The 24,481-nt window shown below is 71.5% G+C and carries 22 protein-coding genes; 11 read left to right on the plus strand and 11 right to left on the minus strand.

Translation table 11 applies throughout. The features are described from left to right. The first annotated feature begins 102 nt into the window (after positions 1-102). From pdhA to BLR90_RS11900, 3 genes are read left to right on the plus strand one after another with little or no spacing between them, the layout of a single operon-like run. The gene (pdhA, locus tag BLR90_RS11890) at positions 103-1,275 is read left to right on the plus strand and encodes a pyruvate dehydrogenase (acetyl-transferring) E1 component subunit alpha (protein ID WP_091025430.1); all 1,173 of its coding nucleotides are present in this window, start codon (positions 103-105) and stop codon (positions 1,273-1,275) included. After that, a complete protein-coding gene (locus BLR90_RS11895) occupies positions 1,275-2,258 on the plus strand; it encodes an alpha-ketoacid dehydrogenase subunit beta (protein WP_091025431.1) in 984 nt (327 codons plus the stop codon). The genes pdhA and BLR90_RS11895 overlap by 1 nt, the downstream gene beginning before the upstream one ends. Position 2,259: 1 nt before the next feature. After that, a complete protein-coding gene (locus BLR90_RS11900; RefSeq protein WP_091025432.1) occupies positions 2,260-3,684 on the plus strand; it encodes a dihydrolipoamide acetyltransferase family protein in 1,425 nt (474 codons plus the stop codon). Positions 3,685-3,806: 122 nt separating this feature from the next. Here BLR90_RS11900 and BLR90_RS11905 read toward each other — a convergent pair whose 3' ends face one another. The 4 genes from BLR90_RS11905 to BLR90_RS11920 are packed head-to-tail and all read right to left on the minus strand — an operon-like array spanning position 3,807 to position 7,732. After that, positions 3,807-4,607, minus strand: coding sequence for an SDR family oxidoreductase (locus BLR90_RS11905; protein ID WP_091025433.1), 801 nt, complete (start codon positions 4,605-4,607; stop codon positions 3,807-3,809). 19 nt (positions 4,608-4,626) lie between these two features. Then, positions 4,627-5,625 carry a Rossmann-fold NAD(P)-binding domain-containing protein gene (locus BLR90_RS11910; protein WP_091025434.1) on the minus strand — a complete coding sequence of 333 codons (999 nt, stop codon included), beginning with the start codon at positions 5,623-5,625 and terminating at the stop codon, positions 4,627-4,629. A 59-nt stretch (positions 5,626-5,684) separates the two neighbouring features. Beyond that, a complete protein-coding gene (locus BLR90_RS11915) occupies positions 5,685-7,178 on the minus strand; it encodes a M1 family metallopeptidase (RefSeq protein ID WP_143016200.1) in 1,494 nt (497 codons plus the stop codon). Then, a complete protein-coding gene (locus BLR90_RS11920; RefSeq protein ID WP_091025436.1) occupies positions 7,175-7,732 on the minus strand; it encodes an RNA polymerase sigma factor in 558 nt (185 codons plus the stop codon). The genes BLR90_RS11915 and BLR90_RS11920 overlap by 4 nt, the downstream gene beginning before the upstream one ends. A gap of 47 nt (positions 7,733-7,779) precedes the next feature. On the opposite strand from BLR90_RS11920, the gene BLR90_RS21025 reads away from it, so the two are divergent. Beyond that, positions 7,780-9,234, plus strand: coding sequence for a serine/threonine-protein kinase (locus BLR90_RS21025; RefSeq protein WP_245715290.1), 1,455 nt, complete (start codon positions 7,780-7,782; stop codon positions 9,232-9,234). 68 nt (positions 9,235-9,302) lie between these two features. Here the strand turns inward: BLR90_RS21025 and BLR90_RS11930 are convergent, their stop codons facing one another. Next, entirely contained in the window at positions 9,303-9,929 is a 627-nt protein-coding gene (locus BLR90_RS11930) for a hypothetical protein (protein ID WP_143016201.1), read from the minus strand. Between the two features lie 116 nt (positions 9,930-10,045). Between BLR90_RS11930 and BLR90_RS11935 the strand changes: the two genes are divergently transcribed. Together BLR90_RS11935 and BLR90_RS11940 are read left to right on the plus strand one after the other, a co-directional pair. Next, the gene (locus BLR90_RS11935; RefSeq protein ID WP_091025569.1) at positions 10,046-11,509 is read left to right on the plus strand and encodes a DHA2 family efflux MFS transporter permease subunit; all 1,464 of its coding nucleotides are present in this window, start codon (positions 10,046-10,048) and stop codon (positions 11,507-11,509) included. A 10-nt stretch (positions 11,510-11,519) separates the two neighbouring features. Next, positions 11,520-13,004, plus strand: a complete 1,485-nt coding sequence (locus BLR90_RS11940; RefSeq protein ID WP_091025438.1) for an amidohydrolase — start codon at positions 11,520-11,522, stop codon at positions 13,002-13,004. A 13-nt stretch (positions 13,005-13,017) separates the two neighbouring features. Here the strand turns inward: BLR90_RS11940 and BLR90_RS11945 are convergent, their stop codons facing one another. Next, positions 13,018-13,965, minus strand: a complete 948-nt coding sequence (locus tag BLR90_RS11945; RefSeq protein WP_091025439.1) for an SGNH/GDSL hydrolase family protein — start codon at positions 13,963-13,965, stop codon at positions 13,018-13,020. A gap of 4 nt (positions 13,966-13,969) precedes the next feature. Further along, on the minus strand, positions 13,970-15,166 hold the full coding sequence (locus BLR90_RS11950; protein WP_091025440.1) for a PucR family transcriptional regulator: 1,197 nt from the start codon (positions 15,164-15,166) through the stop codon (positions 13,970-13,972). Between the two features lie 85 nt (positions 15,167-15,251). Here BLR90_RS11950 and BLR90_RS11955 point away from each other — a divergent pair, with 85 nt between their 5' ends. The 5 genes from BLR90_RS11955 to BLR90_RS11975 all read left to right on the plus strand — a co-directional run bounded on the left by BLR90_RS11955 (position 15,252) and on the right by BLR90_RS11975 (position 20,993). After that, complete coding sequence (locus tag BLR90_RS11955) at positions 15,252-16,379, plus strand: ferredoxin reductase (protein WP_218029411.1); 1,128 nt, start codon at positions 15,252-15,254, stop codon at positions 16,377-16,379. A 30-nt stretch (positions 16,380-16,409) separates the two neighbouring features. Further along, positions 16,410-17,654 carry a fatty acid desaturase family protein gene (locus tag BLR90_RS11960; protein ID WP_091025441.1) on the plus strand — a complete coding sequence of 415 codons (1,245 nt, stop codon included), beginning with the start codon at positions 16,410-16,412 and terminating at the stop codon, positions 17,652-17,654. Positions 17,655-17,792: 138 nt separating this feature from the next. Continuing rightward, positions 17,793-20,168, plus strand: a complete 2,376-nt coding sequence (locus BLR90_RS11965; protein WP_091025442.1) for a DUF6351 family protein — start codon at positions 17,793-17,795, stop codon at positions 20,166-20,168. Positions 20,169-20,262: 94 nt separating this feature from the next. Beyond that, on the plus strand, positions 20,263-20,763 hold the full coding sequence (locus tag BLR90_RS11970) for a DUF2975 domain-containing protein (RefSeq protein WP_091025443.1): 501 nt from the start codon (positions 20,263-20,265) through the stop codon (positions 20,761-20,763). Beyond that, positions 20,763-20,993 carry a helix-turn-helix domain-containing protein gene (locus BLR90_RS11975; RefSeq protein WP_091025444.1) on the plus strand — a complete coding sequence of 77 codons (231 nt, stop codon included), beginning with the start codon at positions 20,763-20,765 and terminating at the stop codon, positions 20,991-20,993. The genes BLR90_RS11970 and BLR90_RS11975 overlap by 1 nt, the downstream gene beginning before the upstream one ends. On the opposite strand, the gene BLR90_RS11980 is transcribed toward BLR90_RS11975, so the two are convergent. The 4 genes from BLR90_RS11980 to BLR90_RS11995 are packed head-to-tail and all read right to left on the minus strand — an operon-like array spanning position 20,971 to position 24,428. After that, a complete protein-coding gene (locus tag BLR90_RS11980) occupies positions 20,971-21,687 on the minus strand; it encodes an ABC transporter permease (RefSeq protein ID WP_091025445.1) in 717 nt (238 codons plus the stop codon). The genes BLR90_RS11975 and BLR90_RS11980 overlap by 23 nt on opposite strands. Beyond that, positions 21,684-22,598: an ABC transporter ATP-binding protein gene (locus BLR90_RS11985; RefSeq protein ID WP_091025446.1), complete on the minus strand. Its 915-nt coding sequence runs from the start codon at positions 22,596-22,598 to the stop codon at positions 21,684-21,686. The genes BLR90_RS11980 and BLR90_RS11985 overlap by 4 nt, the downstream gene beginning before the upstream one ends. Beyond that, the gene (locus BLR90_RS11990) at positions 22,595-23,512 is read right to left on the minus strand and encodes an ABC transporter permease (RefSeq protein WP_091025447.1); all 918 of its coding nucleotides are present in this window, start codon (positions 23,510-23,512) and stop codon (positions 22,595-22,597) included. The genes BLR90_RS11985 and BLR90_RS11990 overlap by 4 nt, the downstream gene beginning before the upstream one ends. Further along, positions 23,496-24,428 (minus strand): ABC transporter ATP-binding protein, encoded by a 933-nt coding sequence (locus tag BLR90_RS11995; protein WP_091025448.1) that lies wholly within the window; start codon positions 24,426-24,428, stop codon positions 23,496-23,498. The genes BLR90_RS11990 and BLR90_RS11995 overlap by 17 nt, the downstream gene beginning before the upstream one ends. Between the last annotated feature and the right edge of the window lie 53 nt (positions 24,429-24,481).

The raw sequence follows: 24,481 nt of genomic DNA on the forward strand, positions 1-24,481 counted from the left end.
TTCCGGGTCACAGGGCGCACCACCCCCGCGCCCCGCGTCCGGACGACAGCCCTCGGCCATCGCGGAGACCCCGTTTCGGCCGGCGACCTCGAAGGAGTACACGTGACTCAGCAGCCCACGGGTGAGACCCCCGGCTTCGGCCCCAACCTGGTGGAGGTCTTCGGACCCTCCCAGCAGGACGGCGGCCCCGAGCTGATCCAGCTCCTGACGCCTGAGGGTGAGCGCGTCCACCACCCCGAGTTCGACCACGACTTCACCGCCGAGGAGCTGCGCGGCTTCTACCGCGACATGGTGCTCACCCGGCGGATCGACACCGAGGCCACCGCGCTCCAGCGCCACGGCGAGCTCGGCATCTGGGCCCAGCTGCTCGGCCAGGAGGCCGCCCAGATCGGCGCCGGCCGCGCCCTGCGCCCGCAGGACTTCGTCTTCCCGACCTACCGCGAGCACGGCGTCGCCTGGTGCCGCGGTGTCGACCCGCTGCGCCTGCTCGGCCTCTTCCGCGGCGTCGACCAGGGCGGCTGGAACCCCGACGACAACAACTTCGGTCTCTACACGATCGTGATCGGCGCCCAGACGCTCCACGCCACCGGCTACGCCATGGGCATGCAGCGCGACGGGGTCGTCGGCACCGGTGACCCCGACCGCGACGCCGCGGTCGTCGCCCACTTCGGCGACGGCGCGTCCTCCCAGGGCGACGTCAACGAGGCCTTCATCTTCGCGGCCTCCTACAACGCTCCGGTCGTCTTCTTCTGCCAGAACAACCAGTGGGCGATCTCCGAGCCGATCGAGCGCCAGAGCCGGATCCCGCTCTACCAGCGTGCACTCGGCTTCGGCTTCCCCGGCGTCCGTGTCGACGGCAACGACGTGCTCGCGACGTACGCCGTCACGAAGGCCGCGCTCCAGCGGGCCCGCGACGGCCAGGGCCCCACGTTCGTGGAGGCCTACACCTACCGGATGGGTGCGCACACGACCACCGACGACCCGACCCGCTACCGGCTCTCCGGCGACGTGGAGAGCTGGAAGCTCAAGGACCCGATCGCCCGGGTCGAGGTCTACCTGCGCCGCAACGGCCTGGTCGACGACGAGTTCCTGGCCGGCATCCAGGCGGAGGCCGACGACCTCGGCCACACGCTGCGCGAGGGCTGCAAGGCGATGCCCGACCCGCAGCCGATGAGCATGTTCGACCACGTCTACGCCGAGATGACCGACGAGCTCGCCGCCCAGCGCGACGCCTACGCGGCCTACCTCGAGACGTTCGAGGGGAGCACCCACTGATGGCCACGCAGAAGATCACGCTCGCCAAGGGACTCAACATGGGTCTGCGCAAGGCGATGGAGGCCGACGACAAGGTCCTGCTCATGGGCGAGGACGTCGGCAAGCTCGGTGGCGTCTTCCGGATCACCGACGGCCTGCAGAAGGACTTCGGCGAGGACCGCGTCATCGACTCCCCGTTGGCCGAGTCCGGCATCGTCGGCACCGCGGTCGGCATGGCGATGCGCGGCTACCGGCCCGTGGTCGAGATCCAGTTCGACGGCTTCGTCTACCCCGCCTACGACCAGATCGTGTGCCAGGTCGCCAAGATCCACTTCCGCAGCCAGGGCCGCGTGAAGATGCCGATCGTCATCCGGATCCCCTTCGGCGGCGGCATCGGCGCGGTCGAGCACCACAGCGAGTCGCCGGAGGCGCAGTTCGCGCACACCCCCGGCCTCAAGGTGGTCGCCTGCTCCAACCCCGTCGACGGCTACTGGATGATCCAGCAGGCCATCGCCTGTGACGACCCGGTGATCTTCCTCGAGCCCAAGCGGCAGTACCACGCCGACAAGGCCGTGCTCGACGAGTCGGTCACGCCCGAGCCGCTGTTCACGTCGCGCGTCGTACGCGAGGGCAACGACCTGACGCTGCTGGCCTACGGCCCGATGGTCAAGACCGCCCTCAAGGCCGCCGAGGCCGCGTCGGGGGAGGGCCGCTCGGTCGAGGTGATCGACCTGCGCACCCTCTCGCCGCTCGACATGGCGCCGGTGCTCGAGTCCGTACGCCGTACCGGCCGCGCCGTCGTCACCCACGAGGCGCACGTCAACCTCGGCATGGGCGCCGAGCTCGCCGCCCGGATCACCGAGGAGTGCTTCTACTCCCTCGAGGCCCCGGTGCTCCGCGTCGGTGGCTTCGACACGCCCTACCCGCCGTCCCGGATCGAGGAGGACTACCTCCCCGACCTCGACCGGGTCCTCGACGCCGTCGACCGCAGCTGGGAGTTCTGAGATGCCTGAATACCTCCTGCCCGACGTCGGTGAGGGCCTGATCGAGGCCGAGATCGTGACCTGGAAGGTCAAGGTCGGCGACGTCGTCGCCATCAACGACATCGTCGTCGAGATCGAGACCGCCAAGTCCCTGGTCGAGCTGCCCTCGCCCTACGAGGGCGAGGTCACCGCCCTGCTCGCCGCCGAGGGTGACACGGTCGCCGTCGGCACGCCGATCATCGCGATCGGGGCGCCGGCCGAGGTGCCGGCGGAGATGGAGATCGACCTGTCCAACCCCGCCGCCAGCGGTCGGGTCGAGGGCGAGAGCCTCGTCGGCCGCAACAAGGCCGAGCGCGGCCCGCAGCGCCGTGCCCGCAAGGGCTCGGCGTCGCCGTCGACCGTGGCCGGCGCGTCCGCCCAGATGCAGCTCCAGGGTGCGTTCGCCCCCGGCGGCGCGCTGTCCGACGACGTCGTCGCCGACGACGAGCCGGCGGTGCCGGCCACGCCGGCCCGCCCACACGCCACGGCCGAGCGTGGAGCGCCGAAGTCGCTCCACGCTCTCGCCAAGCCGCCCGTCCGTAAGCTCGCCAAGGAGCTCGGCGTCGACCTCGCCGCCCTGGTCGGCACCGGTCCGCAGGGCTCGGTCACCCGCGCCGACCTCGAGGCCGCGGCAGGCGCCAACGGTGACGGGGTTTCGAGGCCCCTCGCTGGCGCTCGGGGCACCTCGACCACCGTCGAACGCGAGACTCGCGAGCCGATCAAGGGCGTCCGCAAGATGATGGCCACCGCGATGGTGGGGTCGGCCTTCTCGGCGCCCCACGTCACCGAGTGGGTCACCGTCGACGTCACCCGCACGATGGACTTCGTCGACCGGCTGAAGAAGCGGCGCGAGTTCCGCGACGTCAAGGTCTCGCCGCTGCTGGTGCTCGCCCGCGCGGTCGCGCTGGCGGTGCGCCGTACGCCGGAGGTCAACTCGTTCTGGGACGAGGCCGCCCAGGAGGTCGTGCTCAAGCACTACGTCAACCTCGGCATCGCCGCGGCCACCCCGCGCGGGCTGGTCGTCCCCAACGTCAAGGACGCCCAGGACCTCACCCTGCTCGAGCTCGCCGGCGCCCTCAACGCGCTCACCGCGACCGCGCGCGAGGGCAAAACCCAGCCGGCCGAGATGAGCGGCGGCACGTTCACGATCACCAACGTCGGCGTCTTCGGCGTTGACGCCGGCACCCCGATCATCAACCCCGGCGAGTCCGCGATCCTGTGCTTCGGCGCGATCAAGAAGCAGCCGTGGGTCGTCACCACCGACGGGGTCGACGAGATCGTGCCGCGCCAGGTCACCACGCTGGCGCTGTCGTTCGACCACCGTCACGTCGACGGCGAGAAGGGCTCACGCTTCCTCGCCGACGTCGCCGGCATCCTCGAGGACCCCGCCTCGGCCCTGCTGTTCTGACCGTCAACACCGCCGAGTCGGCGCTACTGCACGGCTGAGATCGCGCGAATCGGCTCTACTGCTCGTCATTGGCGCCAACTCGGCGTCCTTTGGGCGTGCACAAGCGCCGACTCGGCGTCGGGTCAGAGCTCGAGGGGGCCGATCTCCCAGCCCTCGGGGGCGATCGGGTGCAGGATCGCGTCGGTCCCGCCGTCGACGAACAGCACGACCCCGACCACCAGGCTGGAGGCGTCGGAGAGCAGGAAGCCGATCGTCGCGGCGACCTCCTCCGGCCGCCCGGGCCGGCCGAGCGCGGTCGGGTAGCTGTCGGCGAACGGCCCGAACTGCGGGTCGGCCCGCAGCTGCTCGGTCATCGGGGTCTCGATCAGGCCGGGCGCCACGGAGTTGATCCGGATGCCGGCGCCGATCCATTCCGGCGTCACGCCCTCGCGCCGCGCCCACCAGGCCAGCGCAGCCTTGGACGACGGGTAGACCATCACCGAGTCGACCTGGGCCGCGGCCGCGCGCGCCGCGGGCTCGTCGTCGCGCAGGCAGTGGGCGGCGACCTCGGCGTTCCAGCCGGGCATGCCGGTGATCGAGTTCGACGCCAGCAGTACGACGGCAGCGCCGTCGGCCGCCGCGAGCTGCGGGCGCAGCCCCCGCACCAGCGCGAGCGCCCCGAAGTAGTTGACCGACACGAGCAGCGCCGAGTCGACCCCGGTCAGCCCGGCGATCCCGGCGCAGGGCACCAGCCCGTGGACGACGTCGGTGAGCGACTGCACTCCCGCGACCGCGTCGGCGCGCCCCTGCTCGGTGCTCAGGTCGGCCACGACGTCGGCGTCGCGCTGGTCGACGGTCACCACGCGGTGTCCCTGGTCGCGGAGCATCTGGGTGGTCGCCGCACCGATCCCGCTGGCCGCACCGCTGACGACGTACGTCTTCATGGCGGGACTGTAACGCGTTCTAGTTCTGGGCGGCGGCGTGCCAGGCGGCGAGCAGCTCCGCCTCCCGGTCGCGGGTGATCCCGCTGACCGCCGCGTCCGGCTCGGCGCGCACCCAGGCGAGCGTGTCGCGTGCGGTCTCGGCCACCGGTCGCGGACGCAGCCCGGCCGCCAGTGACGGCGTCACGTCGTGGGCCAGCATCCCGTCGTACTCCGGCCGAGGCAGCCACAGCGGGAGCCCCTCGGGTCCGGACCAGGGCTCGACCCCCTGCTCCGTCAGGAACTTCTGGTCGACCCAGGTCCAGGTCGGCTCCACCCCGACCCCGGAAGCCGACGCCGCGAGCAGGTCGGCGATCCGGGCTACCGGGCCCACGCCGTCGAAGACACCGGTGAGCCCGGCCTCGGCGCCCTCCACGACCCACGTCGCCAGGTCCCGCACGTCGATGATCTGGACGGCGTCGTCGGGGCGGCCCGGCGCCAGCACCTCGCCCCCGTTGGCCAGCCCGGCCAGCCGGGCCGGCCAGTAGGTGTAGCGCCCGGTCGGGTCGCCGGGTCCGCTGATCAGGCCGGGGCGGACGACCATCGAGGAGGCAGCCCCCGACTGGACGATCTGCTCGCACGCGACCTTCATCGGGCCGTAGGCCTCCATGTCCACCGAGAGGTCGACGTCGTCGACGATCGGCTCCCGCAGCGCCAGCGCCGCGGGCGTGCCGCCGGGCGTGGCCTCGTCCGGGTAGACGTTGATCGTCGACACGAACACCCAGTGCGCGCCCGGCCACGCGGCGACCGCCGTGCGGACCCGTGACGGGTGCCGCGCGACGTCCACCACGGCGTCGTACGCCGTGTCGGTGAGGTCGGCCGGCACCGGCTGGTCGCGGTCCCACACGACGAGCCGGGCACCGTCGGGCACCGAGCCGGAGCTGCCGCGTGCGGCGCAGTCCACTTCGTGTCCACGCGCCGCCGCCTCGGCCGCGACCGCCTTCGACAAGAACACCGTGCCGCCCAGGACCAGGATCCGCATGGCCCGACCCTGCGTCACAGCACGCACCAGCGCAAGCAGTTCCGCCCAAGGCAGACGCGTCAGTCGCGCGGCGGCGTGACGTCCCCGAGCAGCCAGGCGTCGAAGAACTCCGTGAGCTCCTCGCCGGTCTGCTCCTCGAGCCAGGGCAGGTAGTCGTCGCGCCCGGCGTTGCCGTTGGCGTTGGCCTCGGGCCAGCCGCGCACGACGTCGAAGAACCGCTCGTCGCCGATCATCTGACGCAGCTCGTGCCACATCAAGGCGGGGCCGTAGTAGATGTTGCCGGAGCCGAACGAGTCCTTGTCGTAGTCGGCCGGGGGGCCGGCGAAGGTGCGCTCCTCGTCCTCGAACTGCGCCCACCCGTCCATGACCTCGTCGATGGTGCCGGCTCCGTGGTCGGCCTCCCACATGCCCTGGAGGTACATCGCCATGCCCTCGTTCATCCAGACGTCGCGCCAGTCGTCGGGCGTGACGGTGTCGCCGTACCAGTGGTGCGCGAGCTCGTGGAGCACCACCTTCGCCGACGTCGTGTACTCCGTGTCGCCCAGCGTCACCAGCGTCTGGGTCTCCATGCCGCTCTCGGAGTCGACGACCAGGACGCCGAACGTGTCGTAGGGGTAGGGACCCAGAAGGTCCTCCAGCCAGGCCATCGCCTCCGGCGTGACCCGCAGGTCGCTCAGGACCCCCGGGTCTGCGGCGCGGTTGACCCAGTAGCTGATCGGGACGCCCGACTCGGAGCGGTCCTCGGTCTGCTCGAAGTCGCCGAAGGCGACCGTGGTGAGGTACGACGCCGCGGGGTCGTCGAGGCTGAACGTCGTCGTGGTGGTGCCGCCCTCGTCGGTGCGCGACTCGAGGGTGCCGTTGGCGACGCCGACCCAGGGCGAGGCGACCGACAGCGTGAAGTCGTAGAGGGCCTTGTCGGACGGGTGGTCGTTGACGGCGTACCAGGTGAAGGCGCCGTACGGCTCCTGCATGGTCCACGTCTCGTGGGTCTCGGTGATCGTGAAGCCGGTGCCGCTGAAGTCGCTGCGCATCGTGGGCACGGGCACCGGGGCCGGCGTGCCGGCGTAGGTCAGCTCGAGCTCGTAGCGCTGGTCCTCGACCACGTCGGCGGTGACGACGAGGTCCTTGCCGCGCTCCTGGAACGGCACGCCGACGCCGTCCAGCGTCAGGGTCTCGACGGCCAGCGGGATGCCGAAGTCCAGCTGGAACTTCGGCCCGGTCGTGGTCGAGCGGAAGGTCAGCACCTCGGTTCCGGTGAGGGTGTCGGTGTCGGGGTCCCAGTCGAGGGTGAGGTCGTAGTGGAGCGCGTCGACACTCGGGTCGCCGACCCGCGGGTAGAGGGAGTCCTCCTGGGGCTCGCTCAGCGCGACGTCGAGCTCGGGCGCTGCCTCGGGGTCGGTCGTGGCACCGGACGACGACGGGCTGGTCGGCGACGACGAGCGCTCGCCCTCGCCCGCCGTGACGCCGGAGCAGGCGGCGAGCACGGTGGCGGCGACGGCGGCCGCGCCGACGACGACGGCACGCCCCACGAGCCGCTTCACAGGGCGCCTCACGGGTTGCCTCGCAGCAGCGGCCGGGCCAGTTTGCGGCCGGTGTGGATCTGGGCCTTGATCGTGCCGAGAGGCGCACCCACCTGCTGGGCGATCTCCTCGTAGGACATGCCGTAGACGTCGCGCAGCAGCAGCGGCTCGACGAGCTGGGGGTGGTCGCGCTCGATCGTCTCCATCGCCTCGAGCAGGTCCAGGCGGGTGCCCGCGATGACGCTGGTCGTGCGGGGGTCGGGCTTCTCCAGGTGGATCGCGTCGGTGGCCGCCGCCTGGTTGCGCATCCGGCGGTACGTCGTACGCGCCGAGTTGACTGCCACGACGTGCATCCAGGTCGTGAACCGCCCGCGGCCGCCCCACGACCCGATCTTGGTGGCGATGTTGAGCAGCGCCTCCTGGCAGGCGTCCTCGGCGTCGGGCGTGTAGGGCAGGACGCCCCGGCAGACGTTGAGCGCCCGCGGCCTCACCGCGGTCAGCAGGTCCTCGAGCGCAGCCCGGTCGCCGTCCCGGGCGCGCCGCGCCAGGTCGTCGATTGCGTCGGGCGTGAGCCCCTCGGTGGTCATGCCCGGCATCCTTCCCCCTTTGCGTGGAACATAATGCAGCGGTGTCCATGCCCAGCCGGATCGGTCGCTACGTCGTACGACGTCGCATCGGCGCGGGCGGTTTCGCCACGGTGTGGCTCGCCTACGACGAGCAGCTCGACTCGCCGGTCGCGGTGAAGGTCCTCGCGGACAACTGGACCGAGGACCACCACGTGCTCCAGCGCTTCGTCGAGGAGGGGCGCTACCTGCGCCGGGTGGAGTCGCCGCACGTCGTCACCGTCTACGACGCAGGCACGCTGGAGGACGGTCGTCCCTACCTGGTGATGACGTACGCCGACCAGGGCACCCTCGCCGACCGGCTCGAGGTCGATGGCCTCACCACCGGACAGGCGCTCGAAGTGGTGCGTCAGGTCGGGGCCGGCCTCCAGGCGCTGCACGACCGCGACATCCTGCACCGCGACGTCAAACCCGCCAACGTGCTGTTCCGCACGGTCGACCACGACATCCGCGCGATGGTCGGCGACCTCGGGCTGGGCAAGGCGCTCGACATGTCCTCGCGGCTGACGATGGTCGCCGGCACCCCGTCCTTCGTCGCGCCCGAGCAGGCGCAGGCGGAGGCGATCGACGCGCGCGCCGACCAGTACTCCCTCGGCGTCCTGACCTACCTGCTCCTCGCCGGCCACACGCCGTACGCCCACGCCAACCTCTCCGCCGCCGCGGAGCCGGACCCGCCGCCGCCGCTGTCCACCCCGGCGCGAACCTTCCCGACGGCGGTCGAGGAGGTCGTGCACCGGGCGATGGCCCGCGACCGCGGTGACCGCTACGACTCCGTGACCGAGTACGTCGCCGCCCTCACCGCCGCGTTCGGCGAGACGAGCAACCCCGGCCAGATCGCCGAGCCGTGGCTGCCGCTCGACCCCGACCTGACCCAGCCGGGGCCTCGGCCCTCGCCCCTCCCGGTGGCCGCCGGACAGCAGACGCTCCCCGTGCGCCCTCGCCGTCGCTGGGTGCCGGTGCTCGTGGCCGTCCTCGCCCTCGTGGTGGGGGCGGGCATCGGCGCCGCCGTCGCGCTGGCCGGCGACAGCGGCGACGTACGGCTCTCCGACGAGACCGGCTCGGTCTCCGTCCTCGTGCCCGACGACTGGGACCGGGCCGTGGCCGACGACGGCTGGGTTCCGCCCAACGCGCCCGAGGGGCACTACCCGGCCCTGTCGGTCGGCGGCGCCGGCGACTGGAACGACCTCGACTCCGAGGCGGAGGGCGTCTTCCTCGGCCTGTTCCCCGGCGACACCCTGCCCTCCTACCTGCCCAACCACCCCGAGTGCGAGCTCTCCGACGACCCGGTCGGCGACGCCAGTGGCGACCCGTCCTTGACCGTGGTCAGCACCGGCTGCCCGGGCGGCGTCACCGTCGAGCGGGTCGTGCAGGTGGCGTCCAACCGGCTGCTGTGGGTGCAGGTCCGCAGCGCCGACCGCGCCACGGCCAACCAGGTCCTCGACACCGTCCAGACCCACGGCCTGTGAAGCGACTTGTGGAAGGACTTCGTCCTTCCATTGGGAGAACTCGCTGGCGCTCGTTCTCCCGGTCCTGATTATCTGGTGGCGCCGTCGGTGATCCGCTCGAGCAGGTCGGCCATCCCGACCCGGTCGCTGAGGCGCCCGACCACCACGATCGTGACGTAGGCGCCGGGGCCGCCCAGCGAGAGGTAGCGCTCCATGGCGAGCCGCCGGTAGCTGTCGTTGATGTAGCTGGCCACGAACGTGTCCTCCGTGCGCGCCTCGAGGTCCCACTCCGAGACGACGGCCTCCAGGTCGTCCAGCCGCTGCGCCAGCGCCTGCTCGACCGTCAGGTTGAGGCCGCTCACGATCTTGACCCGCAGGAAGTAGGTGTTGAGCGGGGCCCGGGGCGGCAACCACTTGGCCTCGACGAGGTTGGTGTTGCTGCGGCCCCACCCGTCGGGGACCGGGACGGTCACGCCGAAGTCGCGCGAGCCCACCCGGGCGTCGTGCAGCGGGATCGCCGGCGCGAGGGCCGGGGTGCCCGGGTCGGGGAGCACCTCGACCTCCGGGTCGGAGGGGTACGACGGCGACTCGCCGGGCACGGGCGCGGCGACCCCGATCTGCTCGGGAGCCGGCTCGAGCCGGTCGACGAGCAGGTAGCCGCCGACGGCGCCCGCGACGGCGAGCAGCGCCGCCACCCCGAGAGCCCGCGCGTTCATGCCGATCACCGTAGCGGGGGCGAGCGATGACTAAATCGGTTGGGAGTGGTCTGTCGTATCTGTGACCCTCCCTTCGTGGAAGAGATGAAGCCTCTCCTCCAGACCAAGGACTGATGATGACCGACCTCACCACCCGCAGCCGCTGGCTCGCGCTCTACGTGCTCTGCCTGGGCGACCTGATGATCGTGCTCGACTCGAGCATCGTCAACGTCGCCCTGCCCTCGATCCAGTCGGACCTGGGCTTCTCGCAGTCCGCGCTCGCGTGGGTCGTCAACGCCTACCTGCTGACCTTCGGCGGCTTCCTGCTGCTCTCGGGCCGGCTCGGCGACCTGCTCGGCAGCAAGCGGGTCTTCCAGGGCGGCGTCGTGTCGTTCACCGTGGCGTCGGTGGCCTGCGGCCTGGCGCCGACCTCGGAGCTGCTGGTCCTCGGCCGGGCAGTCCAGGGGCTCGGCGGCGCGGCGGTCTCCGCCGTCGCTCTCTCCCTGATCATGGGGCTCTTCTCCGAAGCGGGCGAGCGGGCCAAGGCGATGGGCTTCTTCGGCTTCGTGATGTCCGGCGGCGGGGCCGTCGGCGTGCTCCTCGGCGGAGTCCTGACCGGTCTCTTCTCCTGGCACTGGATCTTCCTGGTCAACGTCCCGGTCGGGATCGCGGTGTGGTTCGCCGCCCGCCGGGTGCTGCCCGACGACGAGGTGGTGCCGCAGGAGGGCCGGCTCGACATCTCCGGTGCGGCGCTGGTGACCGTGGCGCTGATGGTGTCGGTCTACGCGATCGTGGGCGGCAACGAGGCCGGCTGGACCAGCGCGCGCACGCTGCTGCTCCTCGGGCTCGGTGTCCTGCTGCTCGCGGGCTTCGTGGCGCGGGAGGCCACCGCGTCCAACCCCCTGGTGCCGCTGCGTCTTTTCGGGCTGCGCAACGTGTCGGTGTCGCAGGTCGTGGGCGTGCTCTGGGCAGGCGCGATGTTCGCGTGGTTCTTCCTCGCTGCGCTCTACCTCCAGCAGGTGCTGGGTTACGAGGCGCTCGAGGTCGGCCTGGCGTTCATTCCGACCAGCGTGGTGATGGCCTTCTGCTCGCTGCGGGTCAGCGACCGGCTGGTGATGCGCTTCGGCATCCGCCCGCCACTGGTCGTTGGTCTGACCCTGGCTGCGACCAGCCTGGCGCTGTTCTCACAGGCCCCCGTGGGCGGCCGGTTCGTGACCGACGTACTGCCCTCGATGGTGCTGCTCGGTGCGGGTGCCGGGATCGCGTTCAACCCGGTCCTGCTCGCTGCGATGGGCGACGTCGAGCCGCACGAGTCGGGGCTCGCGTCGGGTGTGGTCAACACCAGCTTCATGATGGGCGGCGCCCTCGGGCTGGCCGTGCTCGTGAGCATCTCGTCGGCCCGCACCGAGAGCCTGCTCACGGGTGGGGCGAGCGAGGTGGCGGCGCTCAACGGCGGCTACCAGGTCGCCTTCGGGGTCGGCGCCGGGTGTGCGCTGCTGGCCGCGGTGGTCGGCGGGGTCTTCCTGCGGCCCAAGCCGATGATGGGCGGCGACCCCCACGACCCCACCCCGGCCGACGAGGTGGTCCCGGCCTGTCCGTAGCGTTTGCCCGGTGCTGATCCGCGACGCCCGTCTGGTGCCCGTGACCCCCGTCGCGGACCTGCCCGACCGACCCGTCGACGTGCTCGTCGAGGGCAGCCGCGTGACCGCCGTCGGTTTGGGGCTGGAGCGGCCCGCCGGTGTCGAGGAGTACGACGCCGGGGGACGCTGGCTGGTCCCCGGGCTGTGGGACCAGCACACCCACCTGGGTCAGTGGTCGCTCACCTCGACGCGGCTCGACCTCAGCGCCGCCGACTCCCCGGAGCACGCTCTCGACCTCGCCCGCGCCTGGCTCGCCGAGCAGCCGGGACGGCCGCTGGTGGGCTTCGGCCACCGGCCCGCGGTGTGGGACCGCCAACCCACGGTGGCTGAGCTCGACGAGGTGGCCGGCAACGTGCCGGTGGTGCTGATCGCAGGCGACGCCCACCACGCCTGGCTGAGCAGCTCGGCCCAGCGGGCGCTGGGGCTCGCCGTACGCGACGACAACATCTACGAGAACGAGTGGTTCGGCGCCTACGCCGACCTCCCGGGCCTGGTCGGCAACGACGGGATCTCACCCGCGGGTTACCAGAACGCGCTCAACCGGGCGGCGTCCAAGGGCGTCGTCGGGCTGGTCGACTTCGAGTTCGGCGGCGGCCCCCAGGACTGGGTGGAGCGCTGGTCCGAGGGCTGCGACGTGCTCCGCGTCCGCGTCGCGATGTACGCCGACCGGCTCGAGGAGGTCATCGCCGCGGGCCTCCGCAGCGGCGACCGTCTGCTCCCCGACGACGACCGCCTCACGATGGGTCCGTTGAAGATCATCAGCGACGGCTCCCTCAACACCCGCACGGCCTGGTGCTGCGAGCCCTACGCCGACGGCGGCCTGGGCGCCGCCAACCAGAGCGCGGCGGAGCTGCGCCGCCTGATCTCACGCGCCTCGGCGTCGGGTCTCGAGGTCGCCACCCACGCCATCGGCGACGCGGCCGTCGCCCACGCGCTCGACGTCTACGCCGCCACCGGCGCCCGCGGCAGCATCGAGCACGCGCAGCTCGTCACGCGTGACGACGTACGCCGGATGGCCGGGGTCGCCGTCCGCGCCAGCGTCCAGCCCGCCCACCTCCTCGACGACCGCGACCTCTCGGAGCAGATCTGGCCGGGGCTCGGAGGCCGCTGCTTCGCGTTCCGCTGGATGCTCGACGACGGCGTTCCGCTGGTGCTGGGCTCCGACGCCCCTGTCGCCCCGCTCGACCCGTGGCTGGCGATCGCGGCCGCCGTGCACCGCAGCGGCGACGCCCGCGACGCCTGGCACGCCGAGCAAGCACTCACGCCCGCCGAGGCGCTCGCCGCCTCCGTCGACTTCCAGCCGACCGTCGGCGTCGGCTCGCGCGCCGACCTCGTCCTCCTCGACCGCGACCCGCTGCTCGCGACCGGCGACTCCGCTGAGCTCGGTGAGCAGCTGCGCACCATGCCCGTGGCGCTCACCGTCGTCGCCGGCGTCGTACGTCACTCGACGCTGTAGCCCTAGTGCGGCACTAGCCTGCCAGCAGCTCCAGCAGCAGCCCCGCGACGGCCCGCTGCTCCACCGGGAACGGGTGGAACGCGAGCGCCCGAGACGGGTCGGTGTCGATGCCGTTGACCCAGGGCTGGTCGGAGCAGATGTCGTGGCCCTCGCTGGCGGCGTACATGTCGAGCACCTCGGCGCCGCCCGCCTCCGCGCCCGCCTTCTGTGCCTCCACGAGCGCGAGGGTGACCTCGCGGACGAAGGCGTAGTCGCCCTTGGCGAGCGGCACCAGGTCGGGGCAGACGCCCCAGGTCGGCAGGAACTTGGGATAGGTCACCAGCACCACCCGTGCCCCGGGTGCTCGCTCCCGGACCTCGGCGACGACCGACTCCACGCGCCCCTGGATCTCCGACACCTGGTCGAGCAGGCGGTTGGCGCCGTCCTGGTCGTAGGAGTCCCGGCACGGGGAGCCCGCCCGGTCGGTCCCCGCGAGGTTGAGGCAGCGGTAGACCAGGAAGCTGAAGAGGCTGAAGTCGTTGGCGCCGATGCCGAGGGTCACCACGTCGACGTCGTCGCTGAGCGCGTCGAACTGTGGCGGGTGCTCGACGCCGCCGACCACCTGCGGCTGCGTCATCTCGGCGCTGGAGGCGCCCGAGCAGCTGACGTCGACCAGCTCGTAGCCCGCGAGCTCGCGCACGGCGAGCTGGGGGTAGTTGTGGTCGGAGCGCAGGCAGCCGTGCGTCATGTTCGTCTTCGGCACCAGTGGCGCCGCCACGAACGAGTCACCCAGCGCGACGTAGACCGAGCCGGTCGGGCTCGGCGGCTCGGGCGCGGTCGACGTCGCGGTCGGCAACGTCGGCTCGGTCGGAACGGGTGAGCCCGCCCCGGGCGTGGCGCCGTTGCTCTGACAGGCGGTCAGCAGCAGCATCGCCGCCAGCCCGCCGAGCGCGCGCTGGAGGCCGGAGCGGGACGCGGTCATGCGGTCACGCTACGACGCCCGCACCGAACCCCGGCCCGACACCCAGCGCGAGCGTCAGCGCGAGGACTGTCTCGGGCTCCTCGAGCCGGTCGCCGTACAGCTCGCGGAGCTGGCCCATCCGGTAGCGCACGGTCTGCGGGTGCACGAACAGGGCGCCCGCCACCTCGTCGCGCCGCCCGTGGTGCAGCAGCCAGGTCCGCAGGGTCTCGGTGAGCTTCTCGGCGACGGCCGGCCGGAGGTCGGCCAGCGGCGCGAGCACGCTGGTGCGCAGGTCGGCCAGCGCGGCGGCGTCGGCGGTCAGCACCAGCTGGACCAGGTGGGCGTCGGTGTCGCCCAGCAGCCCGAGGGCGCTGGCCCGTAGCGCCCGTTCGTACGACGCCCGCACCTCGAGCCACGGCCGGGCCGGGCCGGCCACGCAGCCGCGGTCGGCGAGCACTCGGAGCAGGGCGGCGCGGCGTCGTCCGTGGGCGTCGGGCACCAGCAGCAGCGCGCCCTCGTCCAGGTCGGGCACCTCGGTCTGGAGGGTGTGCGCCGAGACCTCCGCCAGCACCGGCCGCACCTGCGACTCGGGCACGATCACCGCGGTGAGCGTGGTCGGCGCTGGCCACCCGGCCCGCTCAGCAGCGCTGGTGACGGTCTCGACCGGGGCGCCGTTGAGCAGGTGGTGGGCGATCCGCTCCACCAGCCGCTGCCGGACCCGCCCGGAGGTGGCCAGCTCGTCGGTGTGCCCGGCGACGCTGGCCGCCGACAGCTCGTCGATATAGGCGAAGACCAGCTCCGCGAACGACACCAGCGTCTCGGCCGACAGGCCGTTCTCGACCGCCCGCATCGACATCTCCCGCCAGGAGACGCGCGCGCCGATCCGGTAGGCCGCCAGCAGGGCGTCGGTCGAGCGGCCGCTGCGGGCCTCGCCCCGCCCGAGCTGGTAGGCACCCTCGACGGCGGGGGCGGCCGGCGTACGCGGGTCGGCGCCGCGGGTGCCGCCGGCCAACGAGAGGAACCCGCCGAGCGCGAGCTGGACGGCGTTGCGGATGGTCTCGCCCATCGGGCCGCTGAACGCGTCCTCGTAGCTGGGCACCTCGGCGATGATCGCGACCACGACGTCGTCGGCCACGCTCGGCAGGTGGGAGCGGATCTCGGCGACGGCCTCGGGCGGGATGAGCAGGCCGTGGCTGGCCGTCGAGCGGGAACGAGGGGGCATTTTTGTCTCCTACGAACAAAGTTGGCCGAGATCTTCACGTCCACCGGTCAGGACTTTACCCTTCCCGGTGCACCACAGTAGAGATATGACCCCCGTAGCCCTGATGCGCGCCTCCCAAGGCCCCGGCGCACCCCGGTCCAGGTCGTTGCGAGACCGCCTGATGCGGGTCGCCGAGGCGGCCGTGACGCCCCTGATGCCCTCCGACGTGCTCGACATGTTCGACCCGCTGCGCTCCGGCGCCGACCTGCGCGGGCGCATCGTCGCCGTGGTCGCTGAGACCGCCGACTCCGCCACCATCGTGCTCAAGCCCGGCAAGGACTGGGCCGGCCACAAGCCCGGCCAGTACCTCCGCGTCGGCGTCGACGTCGACGGCGTTCGCCTGTGGCGCACCTACTCGCTGACCCACGGCCCCCGCGCCGACCGCTGCATCAGCATCACCGTCAAGGCGATCCCCGACGGCAAGGTGTCCAACCACCTCGTGCGCCACGCCCGCGCCGGCCAGATGCTCCAGCTCGGCCAGGCCGAGGGCGACTTCGTGCTCTCCGACCCGCCCGCCGACAAGCTGCTGCTCGTTACCGCCGGCTCGGGCATCACCCCGGTGATCGGGATGCTGCGCAACATGTTCTCGCGCGCCGTGCCGGTCGTCGCCGACATCGTGCTGCTCCACTCGGCGCTCTCGCGCTCCGAGGTGATCTTCGGCGACGAGCTGCGACGCTACGCCGCCGAGGGCAAGCTGCGGCTCGTCGAGCTGCACACCGACGTCGACGGCATGCTCGACGTCGCCGACCTCGACACGATCGTCCCGGACCTCGCCGAACGTACGACGTACGCCTGCGGCCCGGTGGGCCTGCTCGACGCCCTCGAGGGCCACCACGGCGAGCGCGAGCTGCCGCTGCACATCGAGCGCTTCCGTACCGCGGTCGTCGCGGCCGCCGGAGACGAGCAGAGCGGTGGCACCGTCACCTTCTCCAGGACCGGCATCACCGTCGAGGGCGACGGCTCCACCCCGATCCTCGACGCCGCCGAGTCCGGTGGCGTCCTGATGCCGAGCGGCTGCCGCATGGGCGTCTGCTTCGGCTGTGTGCTGCCGCTGCGCGAGGGCGCCGTACGCGACCTGCGCAACGGCGAGCTCACCGTCGCCGCGCCCGGTGACGGCGTGATCATCCAGACCTGCATCAACGCAGCCGCCGGCGCCTGCGACATCGACCACTGACCGATCGACCCACACCCCGAGGAGATCGACATGACCGTCCTTCAGAAGAAGACCGAGAGCACCAACCCGATCGCGCACCTGAGCGCCGACGAGATCGAGCAGCTCGGCGTGGAGCTCGACGCCATCCGGCAGTCGATCCTCGACAGCCGCGGCGAGGCCGACGCGGCCTACATCCGCAAGGTGATCGCCGCGCAGCGCAAGCTCGAGCTCGGCAGCCGCGTCGTACTGCTCGCCAGCGTGTTCCCCCCGGCCTGGGTGCTCGGCACCGCCGGCCTGAGCGTCGCCAAGATCATCGAGAACATGGAGATCGGGCACAACATCATGCACGGCCAGTGGGACTGGATGCGTGACCCGAAGATCCACTCGACCACCTGGGAGTGGGACAACGCCTCCCCGTCGGACCAGTGGAAGCACTCGCACAACGAACTGCACCACACCTACACGAACGTCGTCGGCAAGGACAACGACCTCGGCTACGGCATCATGCGCGTCGACGAGGACCAGCGCTGGTATCCGCTCTACCTCGCCCAGCCGCTGTGGAACTTCATCAACGCCTGCTTCTTCGAGTACGGCATCGCGGCCTACGACCTCGAGCTCGGCAAGAACCTCGCGAGCGAGAAGCGCCGCAAGACCCCGGAGTTCAAGGCGCGCTACCAGCAGACGCTGAAGAAGATCCGCAACCAGGTGACCAAGGACTACGTCGTCCACCCCGCGCTGTCGCTGCCCACCGGCTCGTTCCTGCCGACCGTGGCCGCCAACTTCACCGCCAACCTGGTGCGCAACCTGTGGACGCACTCGGTGATCATGTGCGGTCACTTCCCCGAGGGCGTCGAGACCTTCGAGCGCACTTCGATCGAGGGCGAGACCCGCGGCGAGTGGTACCTCCGCCAGATGCTCGGCTCCGCCAACATCTCCGGCAGCAAGGCCATGCACTTCATGACCGGCAACCTGTCGCACCAGATCGAGCACCACCTGTTCCCCGACCTGCCCAGCAACCGCTACGCCGAGATCGCCCCGCAGGTGCAGGACGTGTTCCAGCGCTACGGCCTGAGCTACCACATGGCGTCGCTGCCCAAGCAGGTCGGCAGCGCCTGGCACAAGGTCGTGCGGCTCTCGCTGCCCAACGACTTCCTGGCCACCACCACGGTCAAGAACCTCCCCAGCCAGCTCAAGATCCTCTACGGCATGACCACCAAGGGCCCCAAGGTCCGCCGCGCCGCGCAGGCCCGCCTCACCCAGCAGGCCCGGCGCCTGAAGGTCGCTGCCGCCGCCTGATCCGCACCTAGACGTTGACCCGCCCGAAACTTTCGGGCGGGTCAACGTGCATTTCGGTCAGTTTCGGGCGGGTCAACGTGTGCCGTACCTGTGACGCCGGTCGCGCGTTAACCTCCCGTACCCCCAGGAGGAACCACCATGGACCGACGTCTCGTCGCGCTCGGAGCGGCACTGCTGCTCCCGCTCGTCGCCGCACCCGCCCTGCCCGCCGCCAGCGCCCCGCCGCCGTCCGCGTCGTCGGTGGCCGTCGAGGCGCCGGCCCCGGTGTCGACGAGTACGCCGGTCGCGGAGCGCAAGGCGCCGGGCCAGCGCCGGGCGCTGGTGATCCGGGTGCTGTCCAACCGGGCGGACCTGATCTCCGAGGGCGACGCCCGTATCTCGGTGATGCCGGCCAAGGGCATCAAGCTCCACACGATCAAGGTCTTCGTGGGCAACCGCAACGTGACCGACCGGTTCGCACTGCGGGCGAGCAAGCGCTTCGAGGGGTTGGTCACCGGGCTGCGCGTGGGGCGCAACGTGATCACGGCGACGGCCAGGGGCTACACGACCCGCGTGGTCGTCACCAACCACCCGACCGGGGGTCCGATCTTCTCCGGGCCGCAGCTGGGGCCCTACCAGTGCCAGGAGACCGCGCGCGACGCGAAGTGCAACGAGCCGGCGACGTACTCCTTCCTCTACCGCTCCACCGACCCGACCACCGGCGGCCTCCAGCCCTACGACCCGCAGGACCCGCCGAGCGACGTCGCCACGACGACCACCGACACCGGCGTGACGGTCCCGTTCATCGTGCGTCGCGAGGACGGCTTCCAGGACCGCGACCGCTACACGATCCTCACGCTCTTCCAGCCCGGGAAGCCGTGGGCGCCGTGGAAGCCGCAGTCGCAGTTCAACCACAAGGTGCTGGTGACGCACGGCGGCAACTGCGGGGCGTCGTACGCCCCCGGCAACCCGCCGCTCGAGGACTACTCCGGCACCATCCCGTCGGAGACGCCGGGCTTCACGCAGAGCTACGTCACGGCGCTGGGCAAGGGCTTCTCGGTCATCTCGACCGCCCTCGACAACACCGGGCACAACTGCAACGTCGCGATGCAGGCGGAGTCGCTGGTGATGGCCAAGGAGCGCTTCGTCGAGCGCTACGGCCTGATCCGCTACACGATCGGCACCGGCTGCTCGGGCGGCTCGATCGCCCAGCACACGGTCGCCAACGCCTACCCCGGCGTCTACCAGGGCCTGATCACCACCTGCTCCTACCCCGACACCCTGACCGCCGGCGCGCAGTTCGCCGACTACCACCTGATGCGGCTCTACTTCGAGGACCCGAGCCGCTGGGCGCCGGGCGTCGTCTGGTCACCCACGCAGATGGCCGACGTCGAGGGGCACATCTCGATCATCAACTCGGTCGCCGCCGACGAGGGTTTGTTCAAGGAAGCGCTCAACCCGGAGTCCGAGTGCAGCGGCACCAAGCCGCCGGTCGCCGGTGACCGCTCCACGCGCTACGACTCCGAGATCAACCCGGGCGGCGTGCGCTGCTCGGTGCTCGACATCATGATCAACGCGATCGGGCCGCGTCCGGAGTCGGTCTGGAGCCCGCAGGAGAAGGCCGCCGACCGCGGCTTCGGCGGCATCCCCTTCGCCAACACCGGCATCCAGTACGGCCTCGAGGCGCTCAAGGCCGGACGGATCACCACCGCGCAGTTCATCGACCTCAACACGAAGGTCGGCGGGCTCGACGTCGACTCGCAGCTCATCGAGGACCGCACCGCCGGCGACCTCGCGTCGGTACGGCGGGCCTACCGGACCGGGCTGGTCAACGAGGCCACCAACCTCGACCAGGTCGCGATGCTCAACTTCGGCGGCCCCGACCCGGGCATCGCCCACGACTACGCCCACGCCTTCTGGACCGAGGAGCGGTTGCTGCGCGACCAGGGCCACACCGACAACCGGGTGATGTGGTTCGGCGTGACGCCGCTGATCGGCGACCCCGGCTGGGCCAACGAAGCACTCACCGAGATGGACCGCTGGCTGCGCGCCGTCGAGCGTGACCGTCGTACCGTGCCGCTGGCCGCCAAGATCGTGCAGGACAAGCCGGACGACCTCACCGACCGCTGCTCCAACGTCCCGGGCGTCCTCGAGGTGCCCGGCGAGAACGACGAGGTCGACTGCGTGCTGCCCGAGCCGCTCCAGCTACGCCTCAGCACCCCGCGCGAGATGGCCGGCGACGAGGTCTTCAACGACCGGCTCTCCTGCGCGCTCAAGCCGCTCGAGCGCAGCTCGTTCGACTTCCTGCTGCTCCCGCTGACCGACGACGAGTGGGCCCAGCTCCAGGCGCTCTTCCCCGACGGGGTGTGCGACTACAGCTTGCCGGGGCTCGGGACGACGGGAGCAGAGACTTGGCTGACCTACTCCGACGCCGACGGCAAGGTCGTGTACGGCGGGCGCAACCTGCCGGCCGTCCCGTCCAACTCCGCCGACGGCTGGGCCAGCCCGTCCTTCCGGGGGCTCATCCGCTCCTGATCCTCTATTGGGCCTGATCGATCGAAGACCTTGTGATTTCGATTGTTTATCGATAGCTTCACGTCGTAAGTCAATAGACGGAAGGAGTGGTCACATGGGCAAGGTGACGGTGCTGGCGCTGCGGGTGGTGCTCGCCCTGGGGCTCGCGGGCTCGCTGTTCGTGCAGGCGGTGATGGTGCCGCTGCTGGCGATCGACCTCGACGAGGACTTCAACCAGGACGTCGCCGACGTGCGCGTGCCGATCATCGTCATCGTGCTGCTCGGGATCCTGACCGTGCAGGTCGCGATGGTCTGCGTGTGGCGGCTGCTGACGATGGTCAGGCGCGGCACGGTCTTCTCCCACGGCGCGTTCCGCTACGTCGACATCGTGTTCGGCGCGATCGCGGCGGCGTCGCTGCTCATGTTCGCCCTCGGGGTCGTGCTCGCGCCGGGAGAGACCGTGGCGCCGGGCATCGTGCTGCTGATCGGCGGGGCGGCCGGGCTGATCGCGGGGGTGGCCCTGGTCGTCGCCGTGCTGCGGATGCTGCTCGCGCAGGCGGTCGACCGTGACGCCGAGGCCCAGCACCTCCAGTCCGAGCTGGACGAGGTGATCTGATGCCGATCGTCGTCGACATCGACGTGATGCTGGCCCGGCGCAAGATGTCGGTGGGCGCGCTCGCCGAGCGGGTCGGGATCACTCCGGCCAACCTGGCGGTGCTCAAGAATGGGCGCGCCAAGGCGGTGCGGTTCACCACCCTCGAGGCCCTGTGCGAGGCGCTCGACTGCCAGCCCGGCGACCTGATCCGCTGGGAGCCCGATCCGGCTACTCGTCCCCGGTCAGGTTGAACGCCCGCAGCCGCTGGCCGGTGAGCCAGGTGCCGAGCACGAGTACGACGGCGGTCGCGATGACGGCGTACGTCACGGGCAGGTCCTCGACCAGCTCGAGGTCCGCGAGCTCGCCGATGACCGCCTCCGACCACCGGGTGATGCTCAGCCAGCGCACCCCGTCGAGGAGGCCACCGAGCAGGCCCTCCCAGATCAGCAGGTAGATCAGGCCGATCACGACGGCGTGCCGGCTCATCACCGACAGCAGCGCGAAGAGCGCGCAGTAGGCCAGCCCGCCGGCCACCGAGCCGACCCCGAAGCCGACGGCGAGCGACGGGGACGAGGTCAGCATGACCAGGCCGGCGATGAACAGCGGCACGGCGGCGAACACCACGACGCAGACCGCCGCGACCACGAGCTTGCTCATCACGATCGTGTAGCGCGAGATCGGCTTGGCCAGCAGGTAGGAGACCGACCCGTCGTCGATCTCCGGCGCCAGCAGACCCGAGGTCGCGAGCAGGGCGACCAGCGGCACGATCACCACCAGGCCGAGCCCCTGGAGCGTGTGCTGGGCACCGGTCTCGTTCTCGCCGACCAGCACCCGGACCAGCACCGACACCGCGATCAGCACGAGCGGCAGCACGAACAGCAGCGCGCCGCGCCAGCGCCCGAAGACACTACGGACGCCGAGCCGGACGATCGTGCGCGAGATCATGTCGACACCAGGTAGGCGAAGACGCTCTCCAGCGACTCGTCGGTCGGGGTGACCTCGTGGAGCCGGATGCCGTGCTCGCGCGCCAGCCGCGGCAGCACCTCGCTGAAGCGGCCGAAGTCGGAGGCCTCGAGCTCGATCCCGCCCTCCGAGCGCAGCCGCGCGCCGCGCACGGAGGCGTCGGCCAGCAGTGCGGAGGCCATCGTCCGGTCGTCGGAGGTGCGCAGCACGAACCGGTTGGGCCGGTCGGTCATCAGGCGGCGGATCGCGCCGAAGTCGCCGGACGCCGCATGCCGCCCCGCGACCACGACCTCGATCTGGCGGGCCACCTGCTCGACCTCCTCCAGGATGTGTGAGCTGAACAGCACGGTCCGGCCCTCGGCGCCCATGGTGCGCAGCAGCTCCATCAGGTGGATGCGCTGGCGCGGGTCCATGCCGTTGAAGGGCTCGTCGAGCAGCAGCACCGACGGGTCGTGCACGAGCGCGGACGCCATCTTGATCCGCTGCTTCATCCCCTTGGAGTACGTCGAGATCGTGCGGTCCTGGGCGTCGGTCATCTCGATCAGCGCGAGCGCCCGCTGCGCCGCGGCGCCCGGGTCGGGCAGCCCGTGCAGCTCGGCGTTGGCCACCACGAACTGCCGCCCGGTCAGGTAGTCGAAGAGCGCCTCGCGCTCCGGGACCAGCCCGATCTCGCGGTAGACCTGCTCGTTGCGCCAGAGGGGGTCTCCGTCCAGCGTCACCGTGCCCGTCGACGGGGCCAGGAAGCCCGACATCAACGCGATCAGCGTGGACTTGCCGGCCCCGTTGGGCCCGAGCAGCCCGGTCACGCCCGGTCCGATCGTCATGGTGATGTCGTTGACCGCGACGACGTTGCGGTACCAGCGCGAGACGTGGTCGATCTGGATGGTCGTCACGGGTGCACCGTCCGGTAGCGGGCGAGCAGGCCGCCGATCGCGCCGCCCACCGTCAGCACCACGGCGAGCAGGTAGACCAGGCCCATCGCGTCACTTGACGGCGGCGTGTTGGTGGCCGCGGGCGAGTCGAAGAGGAACACCTGGACGCCGTTGACGAGCGTGTAGGGCGAGAAGAGTCCCGCGACCTCCCCGACGGCCGGGCGGCCGGCGTCCCCCGAGATGCCTTGGATGGTCGCCACCACCGTGTAGCTGACGAGCAGCACCACGATCACCGCCGCCACCGCCAGCCCGCGCCGGACCGTCAGTGCCGCCACGAGTGCCGCCAGTCCGGACAGGCAAGCGGCCAGCAGTGCCGCGCCCACGATCGCGCCGAGGAAGCGCCCGGTCTCGCGGCCGACCGGCAGGTCGGCGAGCAACCCACCGACGTACATCAGCAGCAGCGGCGCCCCGATCAGCAGGAACGTCGCGACGGTCAGCGACGCCAGGCGCACCAGCACGTACGTCGTCCGGCGCATCGGGCGCGCCAGGTAGAGCGTGATCGTGCGGAAGCGCAGGTCGCGCGAGATCAGCGCCGGTGCCTGCGACGCGACGAAGACCGAGATCAGCAGCTGCGTGGTGAGCGGGTAGGTGGAGTAGGCCACGATCTGCTCGTTGAGACCGAGGATGTTGCGCGCCTGCACCAGCACCCCGACCAGGATCAGCGCCGGCAGCAGCATCACCCCGAGCAGGATGAACGGCAGCACCTTCGAGCGCCCCGAGCGGCCGAGGCCGTAGGTGTTGCGCAGGCCGGTCACGAAGAACGCCCGCGCGACCGCGCGCTCGCCGAGCCGCGGCCCGCCGTAGGGCCGGTAGCCGAGGTCGTGGATGACGCCCGTGGGTGCTCCGGCCGGTTCGCTGTCAGACGGGCTGGACACTGCCGGCACCTCCGTCCCGGAAGACGTCCTCGATGCGGTGGTGACGCTCCTGCATCCGGACCAGGCCGAGGCCGAGGTCGACGGTGAGGTCGCGGACGACGTCGGGCGTCGCGTCGTCGCGCACCTCGACCTCGATCATCCGGCCCTCCGCCGGCCGGGCGACCAGACCCGCGTCGACGAGCGCCTGCCCGAGCAGCCGGTCGGCGTCGGGACGCCCCTGCACCTCGACCAGCAGGCTGCCGGTGGCGTGCAGGAAGTCGGTGGTGGCGGAGGAGCGCAGCAGGCGCCCGCTGTCGAGCACGACCACGTGGTCGCTCATCCGCTCCAGCTCGCCGAGCAGGTGCGAGGTCACGAGCACGGCGATCCCGAACTCCGACCCGATCCGCCGCACCAGCGCGAGCATGTCGTCGCGCGACGAGGGGTCGAGGCCGTTGGTCGGCTCGTCCAGCAGCACCAGCCGCGGGTCGTGCACGAGTGCCTGGGCCAGCTTGGCCCGCTGCTTCATGCCGGTGGAGTAACCGCCCATGGGCCGGTAGCGCTCCTCGGCCAGGCCGACGTGGCGCAGTACGTCGGACGCCCGCTCGCGCGCCGCGGCGTACGGCAGGCCGGACATCTGGCCCAGGTGCACGACCAGGTCGCTCGCAGAGACGTCGGCGGGGAGGCAGTCGTGCTCGGGCATGTAGCCCACCAGCGCCCGGATCTCGGCGCCCTCGGTGGCGACGTCGTACCCGAGGACCGAGGCGGTGCCGCTGGTCGCGGGGACCAGTCCCAGCAGGATCTTGATCAGCGTCGACTTGCCGGCGCCGTTGGCGCCCACGAGGCCGGTGACGCCGTCGCCGACGGTGACGTCGAGGTGGTCGAGCGCGGTGACACGCGGGTAGCTCTTGGTCAGCCCCGCGGTCTCGATCACGCCCACGGCATCACGGTATCCGGTGCCTCTCGTCGCCGGTCCCCCTGTCGCCGCGAGCC

Origin of the sequence: Nocardioides szechwanensis (genome assembly GCF_900103935.1) — a bacterium.
GTDB classification, from domain to species: Bacteria; Actinomycetota; Actinomycetes; order Propionibacteriales; family Nocardioidaceae; genus Nocardioides; species Nocardioides szechwanensis.

Coding starts and splice junctions, on each gene's coding strand:
- BLR90_RS11895 (WP_091025431.1), top strand. CDS start 1,275: ATGGCCACGCAGAAGATCACGCTCGCCAAGGGACTCAACATGGGTCTG.
- BLR90_RS11900 (WP_091025432.1), top strand. CDS start 2,260: ATGCCTGAATACCTCCTGCCCGACGTCGGTGAGGGCCTGATCGAGGCC.
- BLR90_RS11905 (WP_091025433.1), bottom strand. CDS start 4,607: ATGAAGACGTACGTCGTCAGCGGTGCGGCCAGCGGGATCGGTGCGGCG.
- BLR90_RS11910 (WP_091025434.1), bottom strand. CDS start 5,625: ATGCGGATCCTGGTCCTGGGCGGCACGGTGTTCTTGTCGAAGGCGGTC.
- BLR90_RS11920 (WP_091025436.1), bottom strand. CDS start 7,732: ATGACCACCGAGGGGCTCACGCCCGACGCAATCGACGACCTGGCGCGG.
- BLR90_RS21025 (WP_245715290.1), top strand. CDS start 7,780: ATGCCCAGCCGGATCGGTCGCTACGTCGTACGACGTCGCATCGGCGCG.
- BLR90_RS11930 (WP_143016201.1), bottom strand. CDS start 9,929: ATGAACGCGCGGGCTCTCGGGGTGGCGGCGCTGCTCGCCGTCGCGGGC.
- BLR90_RS11935 (WP_091025569.1), top strand. CDS start 10,046: ATGACCGACCTCACCACCCGCAGCCGCTGGCTCGCGCTCTACGTGCTC.
- BLR90_RS11945 (WP_091025439.1), bottom strand. CDS start 13,965: ATGACCGCGTCCCGCTCCGGCCTCCAGCGCGCGCTCGGCGGGCTGGCG.
- BLR90_RS11950 (WP_091025440.1), bottom strand. CDS start 15,166: ATGCCCCCTCGTTCCCGCTCGACGGCCAGCCACGGCCTGCTCATCCCG.
- BLR90_RS11955 (WP_218029411.1), top strand. CDS start 15,252: ATGACCCCCGTAGCCCTGATGCGCGCCTCCCAAGGCCCCGGCGCACCC.
- BLR90_RS11960 (WP_091025441.1), top strand. CDS start 16,410: ATGACCGTCCTTCAGAAGAAGACCGAGAGCACCAACCCGATCGCGCAC.
- BLR90_RS11965 (WP_091025442.1), top strand. CDS start 17,793: ATGGACCGACGTCTCGTCGCGCTCGGAGCGGCACTGCTGCTCCCGCTC.
- BLR90_RS11970 (WP_091025443.1), top strand. CDS start 20,263: ATGGGCAAGGTGACGGTGCTGGCGCTGCGGGTGGTGCTCGCCCTGGGG.
- BLR90_RS11975 (WP_091025444.1), top strand. CDS start 20,763: ATGCCGATCGTCGTCGACATCGACGTGATGCTGGCCCGGCGCAAGATG.
- BLR90_RS11980 (WP_091025445.1), bottom strand. CDS start 21,687: ATGATCTCGCGCACGATCGTCCGGCTCGGCGTCCGTAGTGTCTTCGGG.